This is a genomic window from Falsihalocynthiibacter arcticus, assembly GCF_000812665.2.
GTDB lineage: Bacteria > Pseudomonadota > Alphaproteobacteria > Rhodobacterales > Rhodobacteraceae > Falsihalocynthiibacter > Falsihalocynthiibacter arcticus.
The window spans coordinates 1,001,839-1,020,000 of sequence record NZ_CP014327.1; the positions used below are offsets into that span (position 1 = coordinate 1,001,839).

Here is an 18,162-nt window from a genome sequence, read left to right on the forward strand (position 1 = left end):
TCAGAAGGAAGCGATATGCAACTTACGCGAGTCACTGAGCCCAAAAGGATCATATCCTTGGTGCCTATGATTGACGTATTGCTAATCATGTTGGTGTTTTTCATGGTGACATCAACATATCTCAACCTTGGAATGATCCCCGTTGTGAAGTCCTCTGACGCCACAATTGCACCGGAAAAAGAGGGGGCTCCTTCTGCCAATGCCCCTCTGCTCATTCGGTTAAATTCTGACGGGCAGCCCAGCCTTAAAGGGCAGAAAGCGCGCCTTCCCGACCTCGCCGCGCTCCTTACCACCCAGGTCGCGCAATTTCCGGAAACTTCCGTTTTGATCTGGCCATCGCCCCATGCAAAGACCCAATCCCTCGTGTCACTGCTCGACACAATAACGGCTTCAGGCGTCACTCAACTGCGCATTTTGCAATTGGCTGCGGTCGAATGAAACTCGCCCGTCGCCCCCGTCGTCTTCCTCCAGAAACCATCATTCCGCTCATTGATGTCGTGTTTTTCCTGCTCATTTTCTTCATGCTCATCGGTCGAATGGACGCCACCGCCCCTTTTGCAGTTTATCCCGCTTTCTCCACCACTGGCACAGAGATGCCCGGTGGCGGTGCGACCCTTTCAATTGGTGCACAGGGCGAACTCGCTTTGAATGGCGCCGAAGCCGCATTGGACTCCTTACTTAAGCAACTTACCGTCAGCCTTGCGGACGATCCGAACTTGCTGGTGCGCATCAACGCACATCAGGATGCCGACCTTGCGCATGTCCTGCCGTTAATGGCAAAAATTGAAACCCTAGGCGCGCGCGACTTGGTGCTTGTTGTGACGCCAGAAATACCATGAACACGCAATCCAAAACATTCTGGCTGGCCGCCATAGCCGCTTCGGTTGCCCTCCACTTCGTAGCGCTTGGAGGCATTGCATATCTCGTTACGCCCGACCCGTTTGAGGCACAAAACCTCCCCAAATCTCAAATCGACATCAAAACACAAGACGTGAAACGCGTCGCGGCTCAGGAAACGCAAACCGCGCCTGAGACGGCGACTGAAAGCACACCCGAGTCCAAAACTCTGGGTCAGGGGGCCTTTCCCAAGTCAAATGCCGCTCCCCTACAAACAGCGGGCCTTTCTGTGCCGACCAAGCCATTGCCGTCGCAGAAAACGAGCCCCTCCGAGGTGCCGACACTTCCCACAGCAGCAGTGGTCCCCCAGAAAACACAGATCGCAACATCCCTCCCGAAAGCGGTAGCGGAGGCCGCAAAACCTCCGCCCTCAACGACCATCAAATCGACCCAAGCCCGGGGTGAAACCTCTGCACAATTGGAAGCCCCAGCACAGGAAAGCAATGCAATCCCCGCAACAGGCGAAGCCTCCATTTCCACGTCGCCCTCCGATCAAGCTATACCCTCGGCCTCTCTCGACATACCTTCCGAGAAGGGACAGGCCTCCCTCGCTTGGTCTGGTGGCGACAATGCCGTGGTCGAAGCGGCGTCACTCAGCGCAATTCAGGCGTTCATGCAACCCAGTGATCTGATGCAATCCGGTGGCGCCCACAGCGAAGTGCGGGACGGGATTGCAACCATTCTGGCCTCCGTTCCCTGCGCACGCTTGCAAGCGACATTTCTGCCTGAAACTGGACAGCTTGAGCTGCGCGGCCACATTCCGGAGGACGCCTTGCGCGGGCCCGTATTAGCCGCATTAAAACAACAGATTGGTAGTGCAATTCCTGTTACGGATCAATTGCTTATCCTGCCCCGACCACAATGTGGCGCCCTATCTGGTATTGCCGATGTGGGCCTTCCCCAATCAACCGAACAACTCACAAATCAGCGTGTGATCGGCGCGTCTGGATTTGCACAAAACTACACGTATTTCGGAGGCCAGCGTCTTTCGCTTGAACTGGTGGCACCCGACTACGACGGCTATGTTTATGTCGACTTTTTTACTGCCGATGGCATGGTTATCCATCTCCAACCCAACGATATTGTCCCGCTTGAGTTCTCAAGCGCCAAAAGCCCCCTTTCGGTAGGTTCGGACCGTGGTGACAAGCCCTCTCTTGAACTGACAATCGGGCCCCCTTATGGGAAAGAAATCGCGGCGGCCTTTGCCTCGTCAGTCGTGCTTTATGACGATCCGCGCCCCTTGCAAGAGCCGGCCGAAAACTATCTCAAATTCCTCAAAGCTCAGGTTACTGAGGCGCGAGAACTACATGACGACTTCAAGGGGGAATGGGTGTATTTTTTCATCTCAACGGCCGAACAATAACCGCGAAATAACGCGCGGCACTTTATGGCAGACATCCGCCCCCAGCCCAATGACGTAACCCTTGCTTGAACGCTCCACCTAAAGGGTGCGATTTCGACAGGGAACGTTCATTGCTGGCTAGGAGATAGGTTTTCCCCTGTGTGCACAACGCTTCAGCAGTCCACTCGTGGCAATTGGAGCACGTTTTCCCATTCCACGCTTCCTCGGGCAAGCCTTCAAAAGGCGGGAACGCAGGCGATCCTTCAATGAGTTGGGCAATGCTTCGACCAACCACCTCGGGATCTTGCGAGGTAAGTGGTGTCGCAAACGTCACGTCTTGCTGCGAGCTTTCAACCGCGGCCACGGAACTCTCTGGAACCGCGGGGGGCGCAGCCGCTACCGCGGCCTTTTGGGCAAGGATATCCAGCTCAAAACCCGCAAGTTCCGCATAAATACCGTTGGGATAAGCTTCAAGATAGGCCTCATAATCCTCGGATTTCCCCGAGCTTTGGGCGGCCCCAATCAAGGTTTCCTCATCCGCAATTGAGCCCGTATTCTCAGCGACTTCAGGCTCAACGGTCGGCGCAGCAACCTGTGCCGTAGTGGTATCACTCTCGCCACCCGCCAACTCGGCGCGCATTATCTCATTCAACAAATCCCGCGCCTCTACCGTGAATATGCCTGCAGGGTATGCTCGCAAAAACAACATGATAGGCACCGGATCGTCGCTATGACGCACGGAATCCCAGAGTTGTTTTTCCTGCACTTGCTCTTGGCTCAAAGGCTGTGACGCGCGAAATACAAAATCGGACGTGAGCGAAGATGTATCCCAAGGCGTCTGTTGACCATTGGTGAGCGCAACAACTTCAATCCGTACGCTTTTAAATGTTTGCTCAAGGGATACCCCTTCACGTGTAATTTCCGTTGCGAGGGTTTTGGTAAACGGGCTGTTTCCGTCTAAGCCGTCAAGCGCGACAGCTCCAGGTGCCGTAGAATAGGCCAAAAACGTGCCGCGAGGAGCGTTCATCTCGGCGAGGCCGTTGTCATTCAAAGCTGGAATTGCCTCAAAGGGATTGTTGCGACACGCATCCAAAATCACGATATTCGTGCGATTGCTGGCGGAAAACATTTGTCGCAAAACGGCATCTGCAGGCACACCGACCAAACTTAAATCGGCAGCATCCGTTATCTGCGTGTCGACAGGAAGCAAGAAGTTCGAGCCAAACGATTGAACTGCGTGTCCGGCATAGTAAAACAGCCCCGTTGTCTCTTCTCCGCCGCTGCGCAGATCGCGGCCAAACTGTGCAATGGCACGGTTCATGTCGATTTGAGAGGCATCGGTGACAACGCGAACGTTAAAGCCGCTTTCGATCAACGCGGTTTCCATAAGACGCGCGTCGGACACGGGATTGTCGAGTTGCGTCACGGATGAGTAAGCCCCATTTCCCATGATGAGCGCGACCCGTGGCTCGGCCAAACTGGTCTGTGCGGACATAGAAAATGCCAGAGCACACACAAGCCAAGCGGCGGGTCGCGATAGGAATTGAAGAATGGGACTTACAACGTTTTTCATTTAGCTACCTAATACCTTAAATTCGATCCGGCGGTTTTTGGATTTTCCCTCACTGGTGTCGTTCGTGGCAATGGGGTTACTTTCGCCGTAACCTTTGCTTTCCAACATGTCAGGATTAAGGCCTTTAGCGAGCAAATAATCGACAACAGACGCCGCTCTCGAACGGGAAAGACGCTCGTTTTGTGCATCCCCACCATCGGAATCCGTGTGGCCGCCCACCTCGATTTTCAAATCGGGGCAACGGGCGATGATCTCTGCGAGGCTATTTAACAAGGGAGCGCTCGTGTCCTGTAGGCGGGCGCTTCCGGAGGAGAAATAGATGTTACCAGTGCGCGAAAGAATTTCAAAACGCCCTTCACAGGCTTTCTGATCAAAATTTCCGACAACTTCTAGGGCGACAGAGGCGGGCTTAGCTGGCTCGGATGATATGGGTTCCACGGCAGCTTGCGATGTGGCGCGCGCGAACAAGAAGTCAAACGATATGGTCGCCGACGGGACGATATCAACATTGGCGGCCTCTTGCAATTTGGCCAAACCATCGGTGAGATCAAAATCTTCTACGGCTACCGAAATCGGCGTCCGGCTTGCAATTGATACTAGGTCATCACTCAACAACGTGACGGTTGCCACAGTTTCAAATGTTTTCGAAACGCCATGTAAATCAATCGAATATGTCAAAGGGATCTGCTTGCGGCGGACCTGTGCCAAATCGGTCAAATCTGCGGGGTTGATCTGGGTTGTGATTGTCGCTTCGGGAAATTTGAATGTTTCAAAGAACAGAAAACGCATCCGAACATTGCGTAAATCAACTTTCGTATCAACGGAATCAAGCAGCACCGACATTTTGGCAAGGCCGTTTTCATCGATTGTGCCCGCTAATGTGGCAAAGCTGCTGGACTCAACAACGGTCTGCTTTTTAACGGATTGAAACTCCAAGGATGAAGCTTCGGGTTGGAGATTCCAGCCACCGGAAAACGGACCTGTTTGAGCGTTTACAGGTTCTGACAGCCCAACGGCCAGCGCCAGAACAACAAGAGAAACTCTGGCTAAAATCAGCCCCAGCACATTACTTCGCATTCTCACGTCCTCCAAAAAACCTCCAAGAACTATGTTCTAGTCTTGGTTAAATATCGCTTAGTATTAATGCCATGTGGGCAATAGCCACTCAGAACTGGCGACCCGCCGCAACATCAATAATCTCGCATGCCCTTTATAAGCACAGCACACGCGGCAAGGCTAATTACTCTTCCCAAAGCAAAAGGAAACTAACCCAATTTGACATCACTATACACTCTAGCGCCATTTTCGCCACAGTTTTGCTGTTTCAAGTTGAGCACTTTTCCACCTGCACATGCCCAGTTTTAATACTTTCGACTGGGTGAGGTTTACGCGGATAGAAACTTCGGTTCCTTCTAAAACTTCAAAATGGAATTTTTTCCACATCGTCCAGCTAGCAATTCGGAATGCGGGTCACCCCACATGCCCTACACGTTCAGCAGCAAGTGCTCCCGTTCCCACGGGCTGATCACACGCAAAAAGTCGTTTTGTTCCGACCGTTTAATTGCGATGTAAAGCTGACTGAACTCTACCCCAAGCAGTTCCTGAACCTTGGGCGCGTTCTCAAAGGCCTTCAATGCTTCCTTCACATCATGGGGCAATTCATGGGGTAAATCGCCCGCATCACTCACGATTGGTTCGCGAGGTTTGAGCTTCTCAACCATACCCAAGTATCCACAGGCCAGACAGGCCGCCATCGCTAAATACGGATTGGCATCCATACCCACAACCCGACATTCCACTCGCCGTGATTCAGGCTTGGAGATCGGAATGCGCAGGCCCGTCGAGCGGTTGTCCGTGCCCCATTCAAGGTTGATCGGCGCGGATTCCCCTGGCACAAGTCGGCGGTACGAATTTACATAGGGCGCGAGCAGGCACACGACCGAATTCAAGTAGGTCTGTTGCCCTGCAAGAAAGCCATGAAAAAGCTCAGTCGCTTGATCATTTTTATCATTAAATACACTTGCGCCCGTCTCGATATCGACAACGCTTTGATGCACATGCATCGCACTTCCGGGCTCGTTTTCCATCGGTTTTGCCATGAAGGTTGCATAGCAATCGTGCCGTAAAGCCGCCTCGCGAATAGTGCGTTTGAACATGAAAACTTGATCAGCGAGTTTTAGGGGATCGCCGTGATTGAGGTTGATTTCAAGCTGCCCAGCCCCGCCCTCTTGCATCACCGTATCGATTTCAAGACCCTGTGCTTCGGCGAAATCGTAGATGTCATCGACCACGGCGCTATACTCATCAACGCCGCTAATGGAATAGGCCTGCCGCCCCACTCCTTGGCGCCCCGAGCGCCCAATCGGGGGCACAATCGGAAGATCAGGATCGACATTGGGCTTAGTAAGATAGAACTCCATTTCAGGCGCAACCACGGGTTTCCACCCGCGCGCAGAATAGAGATCGAGCACCCGTTTGAGTACATTGCGCGGTGCCAAACCGCTAAGTTTTCCATCTTGGGTGTGAACATCGCAAATCACTTGGATTGTCACATCAGACGTCCACGGCACCGCCCGCCCAGTCGATAAATCCGGCACCAAAACCAAATCGGATTCCGCCCAAGCATTTGCAATGGCGACGTCCGCATAACCTCCAGTGATCGTCTGAAAAAAAATCGACGTTGGCAAAAACATGGTTTGCTCACTGGCAAATTTTCGGCCCGGCATGGCTTTTCCACGCCCAATGCCAACCATGTCCGGCACAACGGCTTCAATTTCTTCGGGGTTGCGCCCCGCCAACCATTCCTGAAGGTGATCGGGCAGTTGCGCGACGATGGATTTAATCTCTGTTGCTCGCATTTTAGGGGACTCCTGCGAAAGCTAAAAACTGGCGGGCATGGGCGCCCATTGCAACTCACTATATATTTGATCAAATTATTTCAGAGTGTTTGACATGTATGAGTATAAGGAAAAATTCTCATAAAAACTCTACAAAAACAGCCCAATTGCGCGCGAAATCGGCAAAGAAACGGGACAGGTGCTTTTAAGAAAGCGAAAAGGTTTTTCATGTTCAATCTTGACACAAATTCAATATTTGATCAAATTATTCCTGAAGACTAAATCGAGAAATTGCAAACGATTTTTTCAAGGACGAGCAACTAATTTGACGCCGAGATTGCGGCGCTTGAGGTTAATTGAATGCCAAAGACACCCAGCCCTGAAGATCGTAAGATCCTTCTAGATTTTCTAGCCGAGAACCCAGACCTTGAACGCATTGAGCTCCTGTTCCCAGATATGCACGGAATTTTCCGTGGCAAGTGGATGCCACCGGACGGCGCAAGGAAGCTCCTGACGCGTGACGTGCGCCTTCCCATTTCCTCGTATGCGCTGGATGTGTGGGGGCACGACGTGAACGAAACCCGACTGGCGCTCGCTACTGGCGACCCTGATGGGTATGGTGTTCCGATTATGCGCACACTCAAGCGGCTGCCTTGGACCAAAACACCTGCGGCCCAGCTCTTAATGACGTTGGAAACTGAAGACGGCGCGCCCTGTATCTATGACCCGCGCCAGCAATTGTCGTCCATGGTTGAGCGCTTTGCCGCAATTGGCCTCACCGCAGTTGTGGCCGCCGAAATGGAATTCTATCTGTTTCGCAAACGCAAAAACCTGGGCTCGGCGCCCATCCCCCCGATTGGCTCCATGGGCACCCAGCTTTATGATTTGGATGCGATGGATGAGTTGGAAGATGTGCTGCGCGAAATCCGCAGGGGGTGTGAAGCCTTGGACCTTCCCGTAGATATCATCATTGCCGAGTCAGGTTCCGGCCAATTTGAAATCAATTTCAAACATGTTCCAGATCCGATTGCGGCGGCGGATTACGCCATTTTGTTCAAGCGCCTCGTTTGGGGATGTGCGCAACGCCACGATTTGGAATCGACCTTCATGGCGAAACCCTATGGAGACGACGCCGGAAGTGGGATGCATTTCCACGTAAGCTTGATCAATGAAGACGGCGAAAACATCTTTGCACTTGAAGACGGTGGCAAAGAAAATTTGCACCACGCCATCGGCGGTCTTTTGTCGACCATGCGGGAATTGCAGGTTATTTTCGCGCCGCATCTAAATTCCTATCGGCGGTTTCAAGAAGGCAGCCATGCACCGCTACAGCCAAATTGGGGCTTAGACAATCGCAGCGCCAGCGTTCGTGTGCCCGAAAGTCAGGGACCAGCAGCCCGTTTTGAACACCGCATTTCAGGGTCGGATGTGAACCCCTATCTCGCGCTGACGGCCATTCTGGGTGGAGCGTTGATTGGATTAAAAAACAAAATTGATCCCGGGAAGCCTATAGATGAAGGGGGGGCAATCAAACAGCGCCTGTACGGAACTTGGGTTCCAGCCGTTGACGCGTTTTCACGCTCAACTGCGGCTGTGGACGTGTTTGGAAAAGAGTACCGAAGGGTCTTTACCGCTTGCTGTCGGGCAGAAATTCAAAAGCTTTCTGCTATGGTTACCGATGTGGAATATCAAACTTATTTGGACCGTATATAGCTGGTTCGGAAGAATCCAGACGAGCCGTAGCCGTTGAGGGCTTCACAATTGCGAAGTGGTGTCTGGCCCCCAAAACAGGGAGCCAGACGGAACGTTTAGGTCATTGCTTTAACGTATCTGCGCATACCGATATAAAGGCTAACACACATCGCAAGGAGAACGATGGTGAACGGGAAGCCCGTCGAAACAGCCATCGCCTGAAGTGCAGTAAGCGCGCTGCTGCCGCCAACAAGGAGCAGAGTCGCGGCAACCACACCTTCGAATATACACCAGAAAACGCGTTGGGGTACGGGGGCGTCAATCTTGCCGCCTGCGGTAATTGTGTCGATCACTAGCGAACCGGAATCCGACGACGTCACAAAGAACACCAACACCAGCACGATACCCAGAAGCGACGTAATCGACGCGAAGGGCAACTGTTCCAGCATGACAAAGAGCTTGAGTTCTTGTGCGACACCAATCACGGGAGCCGCCGCATCCGCCATCACTTGCGATACCGCGGCACCACCGAAGGCACCCATCCAAACGACACTGGCGAGCATTGGGATAAGGATAACGCAGGTCAGGAATTCGCGCACTGTCCGGCCACGAGAAACCCGCGCAATGAACATGCCAACGAAAGGCGACCAAGAAATCCACCACGCCCAATAGAACGCTGTCCAGCCTTGCATGAAGTTGGTGTCATCACGTCCGAAGGGGTTGGAGAGAGGAATGATTTCGCGTGCATAAGCAATGCCACCTGAGACAATCGTATCAAAGATTATGGCCGTTGGCCCAACGACGATTACGAACAAGAGGAGCAGCAAGGCGAGCCCAATGTTGATCTCTGACAGGATTTTAACCCCACCATCGAGGCCGCGGATCACAGAGATGGTTGCCAATGCGGTAATAACCGAAATGAGGACGACCTTGGCAATATTGCCAGTGCCCCAACCAAAGAGGAAATTGAACCCAGCAAGCGCTTGTTCGGTCCCAAAGCCAAGTGAGGTGGCAAGACCGAAAAGCGTGGAGAACACGGCGAGCGTGTCAATGACGTGCCCCGGCCAACCCCAGACCCGTTCGCCCAAAAGCGGATAAAACGCCGAACGCAATGTCAGCGGTAGACCGTTGTTGAAAGTGAAGAACGCCAGCGACAGGGCAACGATTGCATAGATTGACCACGGATGCAGGCCCCAGTGGAAGATCGTAGCAGCCATACCAAGATCGCGTGCGGCGATGGTGTCACCAACCGCAGCACCAAGGGGGGCCCAATCGGTACGCGCGCCAGCCTCAACCGTTGTGCCGCCCATCGAGGATGCAAAATGCGACATCGGTTCGGACACGCCGAAGAACATCAGGCCGATACCCATACCGGCGGCGAAAAGCATTGCGAACCAACCGAGGTAGCCATAATCGGGGCGCGCCTCTTTGCCACCAAGCCGGATTTTACCCATAGGCGAAAGCACAAGAAACAGACTGAAAAGTACAAAAACATTCGCCGCACTTAGAAAGAACCAGTCGAAACTCGACGTTAGAAAATCACGAAGCCAACTAAAAAACTCTGTGGCTGGGCCTTGCAACATCAGAGTTGCTATGACGAAAACAATGATAGCGATACTCGAAATCCCGAAAACCGGATTGTGGATATCAAAGCCGAATGGCGTGACGTTGTGTTGCCCTATCTCAAAGTCTGTATCAATAGGCTGAGGCACGTCCGTGCTCGGGTCGTTTGTGGAATCTGTCAAAAGTTATCCTTCCAGAACCGACGCGAGTCGCTTTGGACACTGTCCTGCAACTGGCGATTCAAGTCGCGTTTACGGAAAATCCGCCTAAGCCGACAGTAACAGGCAAAGGGAAAAAAAGCAAACGAAGTGGGTTAAGGCCTTATAATTCGCCGCTTATTTGGACTGTTGGACGGATATCGTTCACCTTTCCATCGCGCCTTTGCCCAAGATAATTTTGTCACGGAACTTCTCAATACGCGTGGTGCGTGTCGCAGACGCTTTTGCACCATTGAGATTAATCACGTAGCTTCTTTGACGACCTGGTGTCAGTTTGTGAAAAGCCTCGGCCAATTCGGGATCGATATCCATGGCCTCAACCAATTCATCCGGCAACTCAATTTTCACTGGCTCTTTGATCGGCAATATCCCAGCATCCGCATAGCCAACCGCTTCTTCTAAATAGGAAACGATTACCGGTTCCATACGTTTCACTGCGGCACCGTCTGTGAAGCTCATCATACCTGCATTTTGCGTGTTTGGACCTCTTTTCACGAGGACTTTTTCGGGATCTTTCATCAACGCGGGATTAAAGTAGCTCAACCGAAAGTCGCCACGGAATGCGCCGAGTAACGCAATGTTGCGCCCGTTGTGCATATAGCACGGATGGCCCCATTTAGCCGTTTCCATAAGCCCAACCTCTCGACAGATTTGGCGCAAGTGCTTGAGCCCATCCGCCCATTTACGCACCGAGCAATCTGGCGTAGCAAAGCGTTTGCAGCGCCCACAACCAATCAAAAAATAGTCCTCGGGATCTGTGATCATAGCGTTAGCTTTCCTTGGTCTCGGAAATTTATAACCCCCCACTCCTGAAATAAGAAAAGAATTTTAGCAGAGTGTCTAGCGGTAGGTTTAGTCGATTTCGCAATGGTGTTTGCGTAACTTTTTGACTTGCTCGTTTACACGGTGCTGGCCTCGCATTAGCGTAGCAAGATGAACACTGTCGCTGACATCGAGGATTTTATTGTACGCACCGGTTTGGGCGACCGCGCGGCGTTTTCTTCCCTTTATTCTGCGACCTCTGCGAAACTTTTTGGCATTTGCCTACGTGTCTTGAACAATAGGGCCGAAGCAGAAGACGCCTTGCAGGATGTTTTTGTCAGGGTTTGGCAGAAGGCAAACAGCTATGTCGTCAACGGTTACAGCCCTATGACGTGGTTGATTACGTTGGCGCGAAATCTGTCAATCGACAGACTCAGAGCCCGCAAAATCTCCACTGCGTCTATCGAGGATGTTGTCGAGCTAGCCGATAGTGGACCGACACCAGAAGCCGCCGCAGTGCAAAGTTCCGAACGCACGCAGATCGACAACTGTTTGGGCGAACTGGATGTTGACCACGCTGCATCGGTACGCGGCGCTTATCTTGACGGCGACACATATCAAGACTTGGCAAACCGCGCGGGTGTGCCGATCAATACAATGCGAACATGGCTTCGTCGAAGCCTTGCGAAACTGAAAGACTGTTTAAGCAGATGACCCAATCGGGCGATCATAACGACGACGATATTACCCTCGTGGGGGAATATGCGCTGCATCTTCTGGATGCGGAGAGCCGTCTTGCGTTTGAAAAACGTCTGCGTGATGAGCCCGATTTACGTGTTTTGTTGCGCGAGTGGGACGAAGGGCTTGTGCATTTAGCGGATGACATCCCAGAAGTCGCGCCCCCCGCTCACCTCAAGAGCGCCATTGATGCGCGCCTCTTTGGGGCCACCGAACCCGCGCCAAAGTTTTCGCTGGCGTGGTTCTTTGGCCGCAAGGGTGGCGTGTTTGCCGTCATTGCCATGCTGGTTTTGGCCGCGTATTTCGGCCCCTCCATGCTGAATGACGCACAAGCGCCAACCTATACCGCCGAGATTGCGGCAGAGGACCGTGAGCTGGTCGTCACGGCAAGCTTTGATCCCAACTCTGGCGAAATTGACATCAACCGGATTGTTGGCTCTGCCGCCGAAGGGCGGGTCCTAGAGTTGTGGCTCATTGCCGACGGAGCACCTGCGCCTGTGTCTCTGGGTGTCTTGCCGGCGAGCGAAAATGCGATGATATCCGTGCCGCAAACTCTTATCGCGGCCATGAATGGCGGAACGCTTGCGATCAGTGACGAGCCCATTGGCGGCTCCCCCACTGGAGCGCCAACAGGGGCGGTTTTGGCTTTTGGAACGATCATTTCATCCTGATTGGATGAGCGCTCAACGAGTCCACTCGGCCAATTTAAAATTTTATTTGCTTTAAATTCAACGAATTAACGGCCATTTTTCGTTCTTTCAAATTACTTTGAAACTTTTCATTGGTGGGTTGCGTGTCTTCATCACAACCAAAACAAACCAACCCTTTGAAAAGGAAATCACAATGAAACTCTCAATCGCAAAAACGACTTTCCGTGCGTTCAACGTTGCCGTTGTTGCTGGCTTCTTGTCGACGGCCGCATATGCCGAAAACCCAATGGTGGGCGGCGCTGCCATGTATGAGTCCAAAAACATTGTCGAGAACGCTGTAAACTCGGAAGACCACACAACCCTCGTGGCCGCAGTTCAGGCGGCTGGCCTCGTTGAGACGCTTCAAAGCGATGGTCCCTTTACCGTATTCGCCCCCGTGAACGCCGCATTTGCTGCACTTCCTGAAGGCACGGTCGAAACCTTGCTGATGCCAGAAAACAAAGCCACCCTAACCAAAGTCCTCACGTCGCATGTGGTAGCAGGCAAATGGTCCGCCACTAATATCATCAGCGCTGCGGGTAAAAGCTCCGATGGTTTCTATCACTTCGAAGCTGTCTCGGGCGATGCCTTGTCCGCGCAAGTCAAAAATGGCAAAGTCTATATCTTTGATGAAAGCGGCAACGCCAGTCTTGTCACCATCGCTGACGTGAACCAGTCCAACGGCGTTATCCACGTTGTTAACCGTGTTCTTTTGCCTAAATAAATAATGTCGCCCACTTCCGCGTCTAAATTGCGAGAGTGGGCACGCCCTGAAATCCAAATTGGAGGCTCTCATGAAACGCCGATTATTCCTTCTGTCCGGTACCGCCGCCGTGGTGGCTACAAAACTTCATGCCACCGAAGGCACGTTTGAAATCACGCGCACCGAAGCCCAATGGCGCGCGCAATTGAGTGAAATAGAATACCTTGTGATGCGCGAAGAAAAGACTGAACGCGCAGGCTCTAGCCCTTTGGACAAGGAAACCCGCGATGGGATTTACGCCTGCAGAGGTTGCGATTTGCCGCTCTATGATGCCTCGACAAAATATGACAGCGGCACAGGCTGGCCGAGTTTTTATCAACCCTTGCCCAATGCCGTCAGGACCAAGGATGACAACACGTTTTTTTCGAAACGCACAGAGGTGCATTGTCGCCGATGTGGTAGCCATTTAGGTCATATCTTTGACGACGGTCCGAAACCGACGGGCAAGCGCCATTGCCTCAACGGAGTCAGTCTTACTTTTCAAATCGCACAGACAGAAGACGCTTCAGCTTGGCGTTCTCGTCCTCCAGAGGTTTAAGGCGATGGGTGTCGGAAATGTTCATGCCACCGTATTTGGCTTTGAACTTGTAGAATGACGCGTGACTGAGGCCATGCCTGCGGCACACCTCAGCCGTTGGCATCCCAGCTTCTTGTTCTTTGATCATCCCAATAATCTGGGCTACAAAACACTTGACGACTTTGCAGTATCTAAAGGTGGCGTCTATATGCGTTATTCGGATGATATTTTGCTAATTATTCCTGCGGAAGATGGAGTTGCGGAAGAAGCCGAAAAACTTGCTATTGCAGAAATCAAAAAATCTGGTTCAAAGCTAATTATCAAACAGGAAAAAACTTGCATTGCCGAGTTTCAGAAATCGAAGAGTGGGTTGATGTTTTCGCACATCAAGGGCCTTCAGGGGCATAACGGTTTCGAATATTTAGGGTTTCAGTATGATGGCAAGTTTGTGTACGTACGTGACAGCACAATATAGCGGCTATATTGCAAAGTAGCCCGTACTGCAAAAGGCATCGCGAACGGTTTTTCAAAGTCCCACCCAAGTTTGACCGCAGAAGAAATATTAGATGCCTTCAATTACTCAAACTTTAGCCAACGATATAGTAGGGTAGACTCTCTCGAATGGTCGCCCGATGACTATGCAACATGGACATTTTATAGCTACTTGAAGCGGGCATCAGAGACCTTTGGTGCAAAGGGAATAAAGATCATGCCTCAAGCGAGAAACTTCAAGCAGTTCATGCGCAAGCGATTATCTGAAGCGATGGACCGTGCCGTAATAAAGCGACACGCTTCCTAAGTCACAACCCTTGACTATGATGGCCCTGAGTGGATTTAGCCTTCAATCAAGATGTCGTCACATTCGCCCGCCGCTACGGCCTCGTTGTTTTCCACCTGCATTAATTTAGCCGTAAGCGCTGCTTTGGTCCCACCTATGCGGCGTAGTTCCACGGTAGCAGCTGCTCGATGTGCTTCTGCTTATGTCCGTTGACTATGGCTGTGAGGACGCTGGTCAGGTAGCTGTGCGGTTCGATTTTGTTCAGTTTGCAGGTCTCGATCAGCGACGCGAGCATGGCCCAGTTTTGTGCGCCAGCGTCGTGACCCGCGAAGAGCGCGTTCTTTCTTTGCAGGGCGATGGGGCGGATTGTGCGTTCTACGGCGTTGCTGTCCATCTCGATGCGACCGTCGGTCAGGAACAAGATCAGGCCATCCCAGTATTTGGCGATGTATTTGAGCGCTGCGCCAGTTGGAGATTTGGCAGAGACCTGCGTTCTTGTGTGATCCAGCCATATTTTGAAGGTCGCTACTTTTGGCGCAGATTTTTGCTGTCGCATCGCTAAGCGTTCCTCAGCGGATTGACCTCGGACTTGGCCTTCGATCCGGTAGAGGACTGCGATCTGTTTGAGACCCTCCTCGGCGATGGGGGCCACGTTATTATGGGTCAACTCATAGAGTTTGCGTCGTGCATGAGCCCAGCAATACGCCAGTTGGATCGGGGCATTGTCCCGCAAATTAAGCACGCGGTTGTATCCGGCATAACCGTCCACTTGCAGGATGCCACCAAAGCCCTGCAAAATCTCGGTTGCGTATTTGCCGGATCGTCCTGGCGCATAAGTAAAGGCCACCCCGGGTGCTTCTGGCCCATTCCAAGCGCGATCATCGCGGGCGAGCGCCCAGAAGTAACCTTTCTTGGTTCTACCTCGCCCAGGGTCGAGCACCGGCGCCGGCGTCTCATCCATAAACAGTTTTGTGGATCTCTTGAGGTGTGCCAGCAGAGCGTCATGGACAGGCTTCAGTTCATGCGCGGCTTTCCCAACCCAGAATGCCAGTGTTGATCGGTCGATATCAACGCCTTGCCGTGCATAGATTTGTGACTGACGATACAATGGCAGATGATCGGCATATTTGGACACAATCACACTGGCAATGGTGGCCTCAGTCGGCATGCCGCCTTCGATCAGGCGTGGTTTGGCAGGTGCTTGGACAATGCCTGCCTCGCAGTCACGGCAGGCATATTTGGGGCGGCGTGTGACAATGACGCGGAACTGCGCGGGCACGATGTCTAGGCGTTCGCTGACATCTTCACCTATGATGTGGCGCTCAGCGCCGCAGCCACAGATCGTGCTGTCGGGTGCAAAAACCTCTTCAACACGCGGCAGATGTTTTGGCAGCACACCACGCCCTTTGGGTGGCTTCGTCGCGCCTGCTGTCTTTGGCGGGTCAATCGCTACGTCCTCAGCATGGACGACAGCCATGGCTGTTTCGATGTCCTCCAACGCGAGGTGATATTGATCCGGATCGCCTTTCTCGGACTTCGCCCCGTAGAGCGCCCGCTTGAAGTCAGTCAACAGCTTCTCGAGGCGAATGATGCGGTCTTCCTTGCGTTGGATGATGCCGTCACGCTCGGTAAGGGTCGTATTCTGCGCACTGATATGGGCCTCGGCGGCCGCCAAAAGTGCTTTGAGCGCATCGATATCGTCAGGAAGATCAGTGGCGGATGTCATGGGTGTTTGATACCAAAAACCGCACCAAACTACCCGCCTAAAGCACCACCCGAGTCATTCTGCCGCAGCCGGTGGGCGGGTCTCCAATGCAGTCACGCGACGCCAATCGAGCCCCGCAAACAGCGTCTCAAATTGAGCCGGATCAAGCCGCAAAACGCCATCCTTGATGGCGGGCCATTTGAACGCATTCTGCTCAAGCCGCTTGTACGCCATGACCAGGCCGGTTCCGTCCCACCAGATCATCTTGAGGCGATCCGCCCGTTTAGCACGGAAGACATAGACCGCGCCATCAAAGGGCTTCTTGTGCAAATGGCTCTGCACCAGCGCGGCCAAACCGTCATGGCCTTTACGAAAGTCGACAGGTTTGGTCGCGACAAAGATCTGCACGCCATGCGACGGATGGATCACAGCGCAGCCGCGATCTCAGCGATGCGGGCCGCAGGCGTATCGGCGGCCAAGCGGATCGTTACTCCACCTTTGAGCAACTCAACGCTGGTCAAAGTGATGGGTCGTGTTGGAAGCACTTCAAGCGCCTTAGGGTTTGCAATCTGCACGGGCACAAAATCCATCCCATCCAAGTTGGGTAAAACAAGTTTACCCGTCCGCGCCATACGTCGCCAATCTGAAACGCTGCTGGGTATCAAACCATATCGCTTGGCCACCCCATTTACAGTCGCGCCCTCAATCAACGTTTCCGCAACAATCCGCGCCTTCAGTTCAAGAGGCCAGCGTCGCTTTCCGTCTGAACTGCGTGGAATCCTTGTGAGAAACTCATTCGTAGCTTCCATAGAGAAACTCCCTCCAAATTTATGAAGGGACGGAATCGCATATTAACCACCCAAGGGGAATGTGGGGTCAAACCAACGGTTACATTTAGCCACAATCCTCCAAACGTTTCCTTATGCTTCCACAGTGCTTCCAGTGTTGTTTTTCGAACGCAAGAAGCCCCGCAAGCGGGGTTCATAACGTGTTGATATGTTTAGTAATTATTGGTTGCGGGAGTCAGATTTGAACTGACGACCTTCAGGTTATGAGCCTGACGAGCTACCGGGCTGCTCCATCCCGCGACGCTTAGGCTTGTTGCCTTAGTTCGCATCCCAGTTTCTGTATTTTCTGGGATTTGAGGGATCGTTTGAGAGATACGTGTTATGTTTCTTACTAGGTTTGGCGGCGACCTACTCTCCCACGTCTTAAGACGCAGTACCATTGGCGCAACAGTGCTTAACTGCCGAGTTCGGGATGGGATCGGGTGTTTCACTTGTGCCATGACCACCAAACCGAGAAAGAAACACAACACACAGTTTTAACTATCAGATTTAGTTTCACTTAAAAAAGTGTAGCTTTTGATTATTCCGCCTGAACCCTTACCAAACTTACGTTCGGGGGTCAGGTTTGTAGAAGTCTATCTTCTACTGGATCAAATCAAGCCTATCGGGCAATTAGTATCAGTCAACTGAGTGCGTTACCGCACTTACATCTCTGACCTATCGACGAGGTGGTCTACCTCGGCCCTCAGGGAGATCTTGTTTTGAAGGGGGCTTCCCGCTTAGATGCCTTCAGCGGTTATCCTGTCCGTTCATAGCTACCCAGCACTGCCATTGGCATGACAACTGGTCCACCAGTGGAACGTTCACCCCGGTCCTCTCGTACTAGGGGCAACTCTTCTCAAATCTCCTACACCCACGGCAGATAGGGACCGAACTGTCTCACGACGTTCTAAACCCAGCTCACGTACCTCTTTAAATGGCGAACAGCCATACCCTTGGGACCTGCTCCAGCCCCAGGATGAGATGAGCCGACATCGAGGTGCCAAACACTGCCGTCGATATGAGCTCTTGGGCAGTATCAGCCTGTTATCCCCGGCGTACCTTTTATCCGTTGAGCGATGGCCCTTCCACTCGGGACCACCGGATCACTATGACCGACTTTCGTCTCTGCTCGACTTGTCAGTCTCGCAGTCAGGCTGGCTTCTGCCATTGCACTCAACGACCGATTTCCGACCGGTCTGAGCCAACCTTCGCGCGCCTCCGTTACTCTTTAGGAGGCGACCGCCCCAGTCAAACTACC

Annotated in this window: 17 protein-coding genes, 1 tRNA gene, 2 rRNA genes and 1 pseudogene (1 of these 21 only partly in view); 9 read left to right on the forward strand and 12 right to left on the reverse strand. The window is 52.6% G+C overall.

Translation table 11 applies throughout. The features are described 5' to 3' along the window. Nucleotides 1-15: 15 nt before the first annotated feature. Genes RC74_RS04980 through RC74_RS04990 form a run of 3 tightly spaced genes read left to right on the forward strand, consistent with a single transcriptional unit; the run spans nt 16 to nt 2,260 of the window. Nucleotides 16-438 carry an ExbD/TolR family protein gene (locus tag RC74_RS04980; RefSeq protein ID WP_039002357.1) on the forward strand — a complete coding sequence of 141 codons (423 nt, stop codon included), beginning with the start codon at nt 16-18 and terminating at the stop codon, nt 436-438. Beyond that, nucleotides 435-839, forward strand: a complete 405-nt coding sequence (locus tag RC74_RS04985; RefSeq protein ID WP_039002356.1) for an ExbD/TolR family protein — start codon at nt 435-437, stop codon at nt 837-839. Before RC74_RS04980 ends, RC74_RS04985 begins: the two co-directional genes overlap by 4 nt. Beyond that, nucleotides 836-2,260, forward strand: a complete 1,425-nt coding sequence (locus RC74_RS04990) for a DUF4384 domain-containing protein (protein ID WP_039002355.1) — start codon at nt 836-838, stop codon at nt 2,258-2,260. Before RC74_RS04985 ends, RC74_RS04990 begins: the two co-directional genes overlap by 4 nt. Before the next feature lie 22 nt (nt 2,261-2,282). On the opposite strand, the gene RC74_RS04995 is transcribed toward RC74_RS04990, so the two are convergent. The 3 genes from RC74_RS04995 to RC74_RS05005 form a co-directional block, all read right to left on the reverse strand. Beyond that, nucleotides 2,283-3,734: a caspase family protein gene (locus tag RC74_RS04995; RefSeq protein WP_052274849.1), complete on the reverse strand. Its 1,452-nt coding sequence runs from the start codon at nt 3,732-3,734 to the stop codon at nt 2,283-2,285. A gap of 78 nt (nt 3,735-3,812) precedes the next feature. Continuing rightward, nucleotides 3,813-4,889, reverse strand: a complete 1,077-nt coding sequence (locus RC74_RS05000; protein ID WP_052274835.1) for an OmpA family protein — start codon at nt 4,887-4,889, stop codon at nt 3,813-3,815. A gap of 407 nt (nt 4,890-5,296) precedes the next feature. Beyond that, nucleotides 5,297-6,670, reverse strand: a complete 1,374-nt coding sequence (locus RC74_RS05005; RefSeq protein WP_039002354.1) for a glutamine synthetase family protein — start codon at nt 6,668-6,670, stop codon at nt 5,297-5,299. 339 nt (nt 6,671-7,009) lie between these two features. Between RC74_RS05005 and RC74_RS05010 the strand changes: the two genes are divergently transcribed. Further along, complete coding sequence (locus tag RC74_RS05010; protein WP_052274834.1) at nt 7,010-8,362, forward strand: glutamine synthetase family protein; 1,353 nt, start codon at nt 7,010-7,012, stop codon at nt 8,360-8,362. Nucleotides 8,363-8,457: 95 nt separating this feature from the next. Here the strand turns inward: RC74_RS05010 and RC74_RS05015 are convergent, their stop codons facing one another. Continuing rightward, nucleotides 8,458-10,086 (reverse strand): BCCT family transporter, encoded by a 1,629-nt coding sequence (locus RC74_RS05015; protein WP_039002353.1) that lies wholly within the window; start codon nt 10,084-10,086, stop codon nt 8,458-8,460. A gap of 180 nt (nt 10,087-10,266) precedes the next feature. Next, on the reverse strand, nt 10,267-10,887 hold the full coding sequence (locus RC74_RS05020; RefSeq protein ID WP_039002352.1) for a YdeI/OmpD-associated family protein: 621 nt from the start codon (nt 10,885-10,887) through the stop codon (nt 10,267-10,269). 168 nt (nt 10,888-11,055) lie between these two features. On the opposite strand from RC74_RS05020, the gene RC74_RS05025 reads away from it, so the two are divergent. From RC74_RS05025 to msrB, 4 genes are all read left to right on the forward strand, one after another. After that, nucleotides 11,056-11,598, forward strand: coding sequence for a sigma-70 family RNA polymerase sigma factor (locus RC74_RS05025; protein ID WP_039002351.1), 543 nt, complete (start codon nt 11,056-11,058; stop codon nt 11,596-11,598). After that, entirely contained in the window at nt 11,595-12,293 is a 699-nt protein-coding gene (locus RC74_RS05030; protein WP_039002350.1) for an anti-sigma factor, read from the forward strand. The genes RC74_RS05025 and RC74_RS05030 overlap by 4 nt, the downstream gene beginning before the upstream one ends. Before the next feature lie 172 nt (nt 12,294-12,465). Continuing rightward, nucleotides 12,466-13,035: a fasciclin domain-containing protein gene (locus RC74_RS05035; protein ID WP_039002442.1), complete on the forward strand. Its 570-nt coding sequence runs from the start codon at nt 12,466-12,468 to the stop codon at nt 13,033-13,035. A 70-nt stretch (nt 13,036-13,105) separates the two neighbouring features. Continuing rightward, the gene (gene msrB / locus RC74_RS05040; RefSeq protein ID WP_052274833.1) at nt 13,106-13,612 is read left to right on the forward strand and encodes a peptide-methionine (R)-S-oxide reductase MsrB; all 507 of its coding nucleotides are present in this window, start codon (nt 13,106-13,108) and stop codon (nt 13,610-13,612) included. Here the strand turns inward: msrB and RC74_RS21600 are convergent. Next, nucleotides 13,566-13,739, reverse strand: a pseudogene (locus RC74_RS21600) (transposase); the annotation flags it as partial. The gene msrB and the pseudogene RC74_RS21600 sit on opposite strands and share 47 nt — an antisense overlap. Here RC74_RS21600 and RC74_RS05045 point away from each other — a divergent pair. Next, nucleotides 13,674-14,066, forward strand: coding sequence for an RNA-dependent RNA polymerase family protein (locus RC74_RS05045; RefSeq protein WP_169798699.1), 393 nt, complete (start codon nt 13,674-13,676; stop codon nt 14,064-14,066). The pseudogene RC74_RS21600 and the gene RC74_RS05045 sit on opposite strands and share 66 nt — an antisense overlap. A 457-nt stretch (nt 14,067-14,523) precedes the next feature. On the opposite strand, the gene tnpC is transcribed toward RC74_RS05045, so the two are convergent. The 6 genes from tnpC to RC74_RS05075 all read right to left on the reverse strand — a co-directional run. Beyond that, nucleotides 14,524-16,095, reverse strand: coding sequence for an IS66 family transposase (tnpC, locus tag RC74_RS05050; protein ID WP_062628145.1), 1,572 nt, complete (start codon nt 16,093-16,095; stop codon nt 14,524-14,526). Nucleotides 16,096-16,149: 54 nt separating this feature from the next. Then, on the reverse strand, nt 16,150-16,503 hold the full coding sequence (gene tnpB, locus RC74_RS05055) for an IS66 family insertion sequence element accessory protein TnpB (RefSeq protein ID WP_039000107.1): 354 nt from the start codon (nt 16,501-16,503) through the stop codon (nt 16,150-16,152). Beyond that, nucleotides 16,500-16,883, reverse strand: coding sequence for a transposase (locus RC74_RS05060; protein ID WP_039000108.1), 384 nt, complete (start codon nt 16,881-16,883; stop codon nt 16,500-16,502). Before RC74_RS05060 ends, tnpB begins: the two co-directional genes overlap by 4 nt. 202 nt (nt 16,884-17,085) lie before the next feature. Beyond that, nucleotides 17,086-17,162: transfer RNA gene (locus RC74_RS05065), tRNA-Met, on the reverse strand. 95 nt (nt 17,163-17,257) lie between these two features. Beyond that, a 5S ribosomal RNA gene (gene rrf / locus RC74_RS05070) occupies nt 17,258-17,372 on the reverse strand. Between the two features lie 141 nt (nt 17,373-17,513). After that, a 23S ribosomal RNA gene (locus tag RC74_RS05075) occupies nt 17,514-18,162 on the reverse strand (it continues 2,184 nt past the right edge of the window).